Consider the following 8,543-nt stretch of genomic DNA (forward strand, 5'->3'; position numbering starts at 1 on the left):
GACGCTGACGGGGTCCAGGTGGGTACGGCGGGGGCGGGTCGCAACGCGCGTGCCGCCGGCCGCCGCCCGGCCTCCCGGGCCAGTTCGAGCGCGTACGCCGCCCACCAGTGCCCCGCGGGCGGCGCCCCCCGGCAGGCGCCGTCGGACTCACCTGGCTGTTTCACCCACAGGTAGGCGTCCACCAGCGGACTGCCGGTACGCACCGTGGGTGCGGGGCCGAGCGCCCGGTCCGGCGGTTTGCACCAGGACTGCGCGTTCCTGCGCACGGCCGCCCAGGGGCCCTTGCCGTTGCGGCTGGTGTCGATGACGTAGTGGGCGCCGCCGAGCAGCCCGGACAGCCGGTCGCCGTACTGCGTGCTGACCCCGGTGGTGTGGAAGCCGGCGACGTTCAGCGCGAAGCCGTCGGCCCGGCCGATCCCGGCGAGCCGCAGCGCCGCGGCGAGCCGGCGCAGGTCGGGGACCCGCCCCGGGTTCCCCGCGTCGAGGTAGACTCGGGTAGCGGTACGTGCCTTGAGGAGCCCCACGGCCTCGGCCAGCAGCGCCGCCCGGCCCGGGGGCGGCCCGGGGGCGGCTCCTCCGCAGCCGGCCACCAGACCGGCGACCGCATCCGGTTCGAGGATCACCACGGCCGGACGGCCGCCGATGCCGCCGGAGACGCCGGTGATCCAGCGGCGGTAGGCGGCCGCGTCGGCGGCGCCGGTCGGGCGGCGGACGCAGTCGCGCCGCGGGAGGTTGTGGAGCACCAGCACCGGGATGCGGTGGGCGCGTTCGGCCGCCGCGGTGATCCGGCGGGCCTTACCCGCGGCGTCCTGGGTCCGGTCGTCGAGCCAGGTGGCCAGCGGCTGGTCGGCGATCCGCCGCAGCAGCGCGGCGTCCGCCGTCCGGCCGCGGGCCTCCCAGGCGTCGGCCTGCCGGGCGGCCCGGCTGTCCGGGTTCGCCCAGAACGGGGAGGGCCCGATGGCGGCCGGCGGGGCCTCCGCCAGGGCCGGGCCTGCGGCCCACCCCGGTGAGAGCAGCACCGCCGCTCCGGCCAGCCCGGCCACCACGCGTACGGTGCGTGCGCCAGGTCGTCGGGCACGTGCGATCGCAGCGAGAACCATGTGACCCACCGTCACATCGGCCGCCGGGCCCCGCCGCTTCTGGTGCGCCGAACGGTCGCCCGGAGACCGAATAACTGACGAAGCGTCATGTGCTATCCGAATCCGGTACGACTATTCGGGTGATCATGCGCATCCATGGACAAATCGGGTCGTTGGTCAGATCACGACCTTTGGTCCCCTCCAGTCCGAAAGGATCAGAAGTGAAGCGTTTCTCCAAGGCTGTCGCCCTGACGGTCGCCACCGGTGCCCTCGTCCTCGGTTCCGCCACCACCGCCCTCGCGAGCGGCTACGACGGCGGCGGCAAGGGCGGCAGCCACGGCTACGGCAAGGGTTACGGCAAGGGCTACGGCTTCGACGGCTACGGCTACGGCAACCGCCGCAGCGGTGCCAACGCCCGTGCCATCGCCGCCGGCTCCCCCGGCATCCTGAGCGGCAACGTCATCCAGGTGCCGATCAACGTCCCGATCAACGTCTGCGGCAACGGCCTGAACGCGATCGGCCTGCTCAACCCGGTCGCGGGCAACGTCTGCATCAACGGCTGACGCGAACCGTCACACCTGCCGGGGCCGCCGGAGGTCACGTCCTCCGGCGGCCCCGCCATGTCACAGGCCGTTCGTGTAGGCCGTCAGCCGCGCGGTGCCGTAACCGCCGTCGATGGGCACGTTGCGCAGGGCGTGACCGGTCAGCCACTGGCTGAGCGCCGTGAAGGACGCGTCCCCGTGGGTGTCCTTGTACAGGGCGGCGATCCCGGTGACGTGCGGGGCGGCCATCGACGTGCCGTCCATGTCGCGGAAGCTGCCGTTGAGGTACGCCGACAGGATGCCCATGCCCGGTGCGTGGATGTCGACGCACGTGCCCCAGTTGCTGAACCAGGCACGGCGGTCCTCCTGGTCGATCGCCCCGACCGTGAAGGCCGTCCGCGAGCTGGCCGGGGAGACGAAGCACGCGTTGAGGTTGTCGTTCCCGGCCGCGGCCACCGGGAACACCCCGGTCGCCGCCAGGCCCTCGACGGCCCGGTTGACCGCCGGCGACCAGCGCCCGGAGAGCGACAGGTTCGCCACGGCGGGCTTCTTCGCGTTCCCGGCCACCCAGTCGACGCCCGCGATGACGGCGGAGGTCGACGTGCGCCCGACGCACGGGAAGACCCGCACCGACACCAGCGTCGTCTTGCGGGCGACACCGGTGTAGGTGCCGCCGACGACGCCCGCCACGTGGGTGCCGTGGCCGTTGCAGTCCCCGCCGTCCAGGCCGTCGCCGATCGCGTCGTACCCGGGCACGGCACGACCGCCGAAGTCCGGGTGGGAGAACTCGATGCCGCTGTCGACGATGTACGAGGTGACCTTGGCCCCGGTGGACCGCACCGAGAAACCGGTGCCCCCGAGGGCCCGGTTGTTGATCCGGGTCAGGCCCCAGGGCGTGAAGCCGCCCAGGCTGCGCACTCCCGTCGCCCGCGGTCCGGAGGAGTCCGGTACGGGGGCCGAGGGCGAGGCGGGGCCGGGTGGGGCCTGCGGGACCTGGACCGGCTTGGTCCCGGGCACCGGGGAAACGGACTGCCCCGGCGCCGCGGGGTCCGGTGCGGACTGCTCGGGAGCGGCCTGTTCGGGCACCGACTGCTCGGGCCCGGCCGGTTCCGGCTCCGCCTGGTAGGGCTCCGCCTGGTAGGGCACCGCCTGGTCCGGAGCCGACTGGTCCGGAGCCGACTGGTCCGGCCCGGCCGGTTGCGGCATCGCCTGGTCGGGGGACTGCTCAGGCGACTGCCCGGGTGACTGCCCGTCCGGTCCCGCCGGCAGGGGTACTCCCTCGCCAGGAGCCTGCTGCGGCCCCTCCTGTTGCGGGCCGGGGCCGGGGAAGTCGACGGGGCCGGACGGCTCGCCCGGGACGTCGCCCGGGTAGGGGGGCTCCAGGTCGGTGTCGGCGGGGGCGTCCTCGCCGAGCGGGATGGCGACCACCGCGTCCTGCTCCACCTGGTCGACGCCGGGCGCGGCGCGTACCCGCTGCGCCTGGGCCGGTGTGAGCCGGGCGGCGAAGCCGGAAAGCGCGTGCCGGTAGGTGAAGAGCGGCTCGACGCCCAGACCGTCCAGGACGGTCCGCGGCGCGGTGCCGTCGTCCAGGGTCACGACGTACTGGTCCGGGATCGCTCCGGGAGGACCGGGCCGTGGTTCCGCCGCGCTCGGGAGGGGCGCCGTCAGGGCGAGGGCGGGAAGAGCAGTTATCAGGGCGGCGGAGGCGGTCCGTCGCAAGGAAATTCGCATCTGCGGAGCTCCTTGACCGGTAGCAAATCTGACGACCCCCCAGGTTTCTGGTTATCAGCTGACCATCCTGGACGCCTTGTTCCGGCGGCTGTTCGGGTGACGCTCCGCATCCGCCCCGCCTTGCGCGTCGTTGACCAGACCGCACGTCAGTGACCAAGGAAAGGAAGAGCTCGTGAAGCGTCTCTCGAAGGCCGCAGTGCTGACCGTCGCGGCCGGTGTCGCGGTGATGGGCAGTGCGGGCGGCGCCCTCGCAAGCGACGGCGGCAAGGACCGCCACTACGACCGCGGCGGTGCCTCGGCCGAGGGTGCGGCCATCGGCTCCCCGGGTGTGCTCAGCGGCAACGTCATCCAGATCCCGGTCAACATCCCGGTCAACGTCTGCGGCAACGGCATCAACGTCGGCGCGCTGCTGAACCCCACAGCCGGCAACGCCTGCTTCAACGTCTGACGGCAGCGCCCGCCCCCGGGCGCCCCGCCATCCGTCCGCACCTCATTCTGGAGCTTCGCAACATGCTGAAGAAGGCACTCGCCTGCGCCACTCTCGCGGTGGCCGCCGCGGGTAGCGCCGCGGCCCTCGCGCCGACCGCACAGGCCTCCGACGTCCACGGCGGGAACTACTCGCAGAACGTCAACGTCCTGCCGCACCTCTGCCTGGACGTGAAGCGGGTCTACGCCCTCAACCCTGTCGCGCTCGACGCGCTGACCGAGACCAGCGGCCAGCAGTGCAACGAGAAGTCCAGCGTGGTGGACGCGCACAAGTCGGCACTGTCCGACCTCGCCGACGTCGGCGCGTACCAGAACTGATCCGGGCGGGATCCACGGCGGCCGTCCCCGGCGTACGGGGGCGGCCGCCGCTCGTGCGTGCCGGCGCGCACGGGAGAAGGGCCCGGCCCCACGGAGTTCCGTGGGGCCGGGCCCTTCGTGTACCCGGTCCCTCAGTTCTGGTAGGCCCCGGCGTCGATCAGGTCGGACAGCGCGGACTTGTGCCCGTCGACGACCTTCGACTTCTCGTTGCACTGCTGGCCGCTGGTCTCGGTCAGCAGGTCGACGGCGAGGGGGTTGAGGGCGTAGATGCGCTTCACGTCCAGGCAGGGGTGCGGGATCAGGTTGACGTTCTGCGAGTAGTTCCCACCCGAGGTGTCGGAGGCCACGGCGGCGGGGACGACGGCGCCGGTGGCCGCGACGGCGAGAGAAGCGCAGGCAAGAGCCTTCTTCAGCATGGGGAGTTTCTCCTCTGGGAGTTCAACGACGTCCTCCGGACGCCGACATCAGGAGCAACGCCCCCCGCCGGGTGGACGTGACGGTCATTGCTCCAGGTTTTCCCTCTTTCACTCCCAGGCCGTAGGGCACGCCGCTAATACGAGGAGTCCGCGACCAACGACCCGAGGACGACGGCGCTGTTGAACCCGCCGGTGCCGCGGGCGAGCACCACGGCCGTCGTCAGCCGTTCCGGCCGTGTCCAGCGGGTGACCAGGCGGACGTCGTACCGCTCGCGGGCGGCCCTCGCGTCGCCGCCCCGGGTGGGCGGGATCACGCCGGTGCGCAGGGCGAGGGCGGCGGTCACCGCGTCCAGCGCGCCGGCGCCGGAGGTCAGCCGGCCGACGCCCGCCTTGGGCACCGTCACCGGTAGCTCCGCCAGCCGGTCGCCGAAGACCCGCTGGAGCGCCGCCGCCTCGGCCGCGTCCCCGGCCGGGTCGCCGGCGCCGTCGGCGAAGACCACGTCCACGTCCCCGGGAGCACGCCCGGCCTGCTCGAGCGCCGTGGTGACGGCCCGGGCCAGCTGGACGCCGTCGGGCGCGGGCGCCGTGTGGTGGTGCGCGTCGTGCGTGGCGGCGTGGCCGAGCAGTTCGGCGTAACCGCGCACCCCGCGCTCGGCGGCGTGCGCCTTCTCCTCCAGGACCATCAGGGCACCGCCCTCGCCGGGGACGAACCCCGAGGCGTACGGGCTGAAGGGCAGGTAGGCCCGTTCGGGGTCGGCGCCGCGGTGCACCGTGGGCAGGGTGGACTGGCAGGCGAGCGCGAAGGGCGACAGCGGCGCCTCGGTGCCGCCGACGATCACGGCCTTGCCGCCGCGCCGCAGCCGCCGCCAGGCGTGCTTGAGCGCGTCCAGGCCGCCCGCGCCGTCCGCGGCGACGACGCCGCAGCCGCCGGTCAGCCCGTGCCGGATGGAGATCTGGGCGGCGCCGGCCGCGTGGAACCAGGCGATGGACTGGTGGGCGCCGGCCTGGCCGGGCTGCCGTGCCCACAGGGCGTGGGTCTCCCGCTGGCCGGACTCGTTGCCGCCGGAGCCGCTGGAGGTGACCACCGACAGGTGGAACGGGGGGTGGTCGGCGGGCCGCAGCGCCGCGTCGGCCAGCGCCATCTCGGCCGCGGCCAGGGCGAACCAGGTCCAGCGGTCGGTCTCGGCGCGCAGGGTGTCGTCGATCCAGCGGGCGGCGTCGAACCCGGTGACCTCCCCGGCCAGCACGACCGGGGAGCGGCTCGCGTCGGGCCTGCCGATCGGCCGGATGCCGTTGCGCCCGGCGACGGTGGCCCGCCAGTAGGGGCGGGCGCCGACGCCGGTGGGGGCGACGACCCCGAGTCCGCTGATGACCGCGCGTGTGGTCATGCCTCCGCCTCCCGTTCAGGGTCCGGCTCCAGGGCCGAGAAGACCATCGCCGACTGGAGACCGCCGAGCCCGCAGGCCACCGACAGTGCGTGCCGCACCCGCCGTTCGCGGGCGAGGACCGGGGTGTAGTCGAGGTCGCACTGCGGGTCGGGCCGCAGGAGGTTGGCGGTCGGCGGGATCACCCCCCGCCGGACGGCGAGGGCGCAGGCGGCCATCTCCAGGGCGCCCGCCGCGCCGAGGCAGTGGCCGATGACGGACTTGACGGAGCTGACCGGGACCTTGCGCGCGTACTCGCCGAGGGCGCGCTTGTACGCGGCGGTCTCGTAGCGGTCGTTCTGCACCGTGCCGGAGCCGTGGGCGCTGATCCAGTCGAGCTCTTCGGGGGCGATGCCGGCCTCCGACATGGCGGAGATGACCGCCTCGCTCAGGTCGTAGCCGTCGGGGCGCAGACCGGTCATGTGGTAGGCGCCGGTGCGGTTGTCCCAGCCGCGCACCTCGCAGTAGACGGACGCGCCCCGGGCACGGGCGTGCTCCAGTTCCTCCAGGACGAGCACGGCGCCGCCCTCGCCGAGGACGAAGCCGTCGCGCCGGGCGTCGAAGGGCGCCGGCGTCCGCTCAGGGTCGCCGGTGAAGGCGGTGGTGGCGCGGATCGCGTCGAAGCAGGCCACCGTGACCGGGGAGATGGGCGCCTCGCCCGCGCCCGCCAGCATGACGTCGGCCTCGCCGTCGCTCAGCGTGCGGAAGGCGCAGCCGATCGCGTCGACGCCGGAGGTGCAGCCGGTGGAGACGACCGAGGACGGACCGTGCAGACCATGCCGCAGCGAGAGTTCGGCGGCGGCCGAGGAGGGGTGCATCGCCCGGTGGAGGAAGGGCATGCCGTGGTCCGGGCTGACCTCCCAGTGGCGGCCGCCGTCGCTGGCGACCACGTACTCGTCCTCCAGGGTGACGGTGGCGCCGACGGCGGTGCCGAGGCAGACCCCGATGCGGTCGGTGTCCTCGGCTTCCGTGCGCAGCCCGCTGTCGGCGAGCGCCTCGGCGGCCGCGGCGAGCGCGAACTGGGCGAACCGGCCGTTGCGGCGTATCTCCCGGGGGGTGAGCCCGGCCGCGAGGGGGTCGAAGTCGGCTTCGGCGGCGATCCGCGAGCGGTACCGCGAGGGGTCGAAGCGGGTGATCCGGCGGATCGCCGGCCTGCCCCCGACGATCCGCTCCCAGAACGCCTCCCGCCCGACGCCGCCGGCGGCGACGGCTCCGACGCCCGTCACCACCACCCTGCGCGCGGTACGGCCTGCGGTCACCGGTCGACCAGTTCGCGGCCCGGCGCCGGGCCCTCCGTCGCCGGCCCCGTCGCGGTGGCGGCGCGGGCGATGGCGGCGGCTTCCTCGCGGGTCTCGGTGTCGACGTGCCCCAGTTCCGGACGCGGCGCGAGCGGGGCCAGGAAGAAGACGGCGCGGGCCACCGCGTCGGAGGTGTTCACCAGCCGGTGGCGGACCCCGCGCGGGACGAGCAGGGCCTCGTTGGCGGCGACGCTGCGCGGGCAGCCGTCGAGGTCCACCCGCACCTCGCCCTCGACGACGACCAGTTGCTCCTGCGAGTACGGGTGGTAGTGCTCGGCGACGGCCTCGCCCGGACCGACGGTGACCATGCCGCAGAACCCGTCCGTCGTGCCGACCGAGGTGGTGGTCAGCAGGGTGCGGATGTCGCCGCCGCGGCGGGTGTCCGCGTGGGTGTCCAGGGTGCCGACGGGACGGATCCGGCGGGACTCCAGCCGGTCCTTGACGAGCTGCATCTGGACGCGGGAGTTGCTGTTGATGCGTTGCCGCATGCCCTCGTCGTCGACGGGCGCGTCCACCTTCATCCGGAAGTCCTGCAGCCAGCGCATGCGGGTGCTCTCCGGGCCGAGTTCCTCGTACTGCCAGTAGATGTTCATGAACTCGAACGGCCCGGTCTCCAGCCGCCGGGCCCGCACGGTACGGGTGGCCGGGTCGGCGGTGCGCTCGGACACCCAGGACCAGACGCGGCCCTTCTCGTCGGGGTGCATGGTCAGGCGGAAGCGGGTGGTGTCGCCCTCCTGGGAGATGATCTCGGCCTCGGCGTACTCGCTGAACAGGGTGGGCCAGCCGGCGACGTCGTTGGTCCGCAGCCACACGTACCGCAGGGGCGCGTCGATGACGATCTCGTTCTCGGTGTGCATCGTCATCGGGTCCGCACCTCCGCCGCGGGATGGCCGGACTGACGTTCCGTCACTGAGGTCATGGGGGCACTACCTCCAACCGAGCGGGCCGAATAATCACACAATCGGTCCCCGCGGTGACGGAACGTGTCACGCCCTCGCGGCCCGCTCCACCCGTACGGGGGCACACTTCGTGAGGGCCCGTCAGCGGCGCTTCCGGCGCCGGTCGACGCGGGCGTGCGGGACCTCCGCCTCCTCCCCCGTCCCATGCTCCCCGCGCGCCGCTCCCCTGCCGGCGGACGGGGCACGAGGCGGCTGCGTCCGGTGCGCCCGCTCTCGGTGCGGCCCGCTCTCACGCGCGGTGGTGGGGCGCCTCCGTGCCGTCCACGTGGGTGCCGGGCACCACGGGGGCG

9 protein-coding genes are annotated in these 8,543 nt (G+C 74.0%); 3 read left to right on the forward strand and 6 right to left on the reverse strand.

Annotated features, from left to right (window positions below):
* On the reverse strand, positions 1–1,100 hold a 1,100-nt coding region (locus tag PV341_RS41485; protein WP_500360553.1), incomplete at its 3' end, for a glycoside hydrolase family 6 protein.
* Positions 1,101–1,300: 200 nt separating this feature from the next.
* Between PV341_RS41485 and PV341_RS41490 the strand changes: the two genes are divergently transcribed.
* The gene (locus tag PV341_RS41490; protein WP_499511747.1) at positions 1,301–1,642 is read left to right on the forward strand and encodes a chaplin; all 342 of its coding nucleotides are present in this window, start codon (positions 1,301–1,303) and stop codon (positions 1,640–1,642) included.
* Positions 1,643–1,702: 60 nt separating this feature from the next.
* On the opposite strand, the gene PV341_RS41495 is transcribed toward PV341_RS41490, so the two are convergent.
* Entirely contained in the window at positions 1,703–3,217 is a 1,515-nt protein-coding gene (locus PV341_RS41495) for a S8 family peptidase (RefSeq protein WP_500360555.1), read from the reverse strand.
* Positions 3,218–3,524: 307 nt separating this feature from the next.
* Here PV341_RS41495 and PV341_RS41500 point away from each other — a divergent pair, with 307 nt between their 5' ends.
* Both PV341_RS41500 and PV341_RS41505 read left to right on the forward strand, forming a co-directional pair.
* On the forward strand, positions 3,525–3,800 hold the full coding sequence (locus PV341_RS41500; RefSeq protein ID WP_500336280.1) for a chaplin: 276 nt from the start codon (positions 3,525–3,527) through the stop codon (positions 3,798–3,800).
* Between the two features lie 62 nt (positions 3,801–3,862).
* Positions 3,863–4,156: a hypothetical protein gene (locus PV341_RS41505; protein ID WP_500322023.1), complete on the forward strand. Its 294-nt coding sequence runs from the start codon at positions 3,863–3,865 to the stop codon at positions 4,154–4,156.
* 131 nt (positions 4,157–4,287) lie between these two features.
* On the opposite strand, the gene PV341_RS41510 is transcribed toward PV341_RS41505, so the two are convergent.
* The 4 genes from PV341_RS41510 to PV341_RS41525 form a co-directional block, all read right to left on the reverse strand.
* A complete protein-coding gene (locus tag PV341_RS41510) occupies positions 4,288–4,572 on the reverse strand; it encodes a hypothetical protein (protein ID WP_499511751.1) in 285 nt (94 codons plus the stop codon).
* Positions 4,573–4,706: 134 nt separating this feature from the next.
* Positions 4,707–5,960, reverse strand: coding sequence for a beta-ketoacyl synthase N-terminal-like domain-containing protein (locus PV341_RS41515; protein ID WP_500322022.1), 1,254 nt, complete (start codon positions 5,958–5,960; stop codon positions 4,707–4,709).
* Positions 5,957–7,255, reverse strand: coding sequence for a beta-ketoacyl-[acyl-carrier-protein] synthase family protein (locus tag PV341_RS41520; protein WP_500360557.1), 1,299 nt, complete (start codon positions 7,253–7,255; stop codon positions 5,957–5,959). Before PV341_RS41520 ends, PV341_RS41515 begins: the two co-directional genes overlap by 4 nt.
* Complete coding sequence (locus PV341_RS41525; protein WP_499511754.1) at positions 7,252–8,157, reverse strand: cupin domain-containing protein; 906 nt, start codon at positions 8,155–8,157, stop codon at positions 7,252–7,254. Before PV341_RS41525 ends, PV341_RS41520 begins: the two co-directional genes overlap by 4 nt.
* Between the last annotated feature and the right edge of the window lie 386 nt (positions 8,158–8,543).

Source organism: Streptomyces sp. PA03-1a (assembly GCF_033792805.1).
In the GTDB taxonomy this organism is placed as follows: Bacteria; Actinomycetota; Actinomycetes; order Streptomycetales; family Streptomycetaceae; genus Actinacidiphila.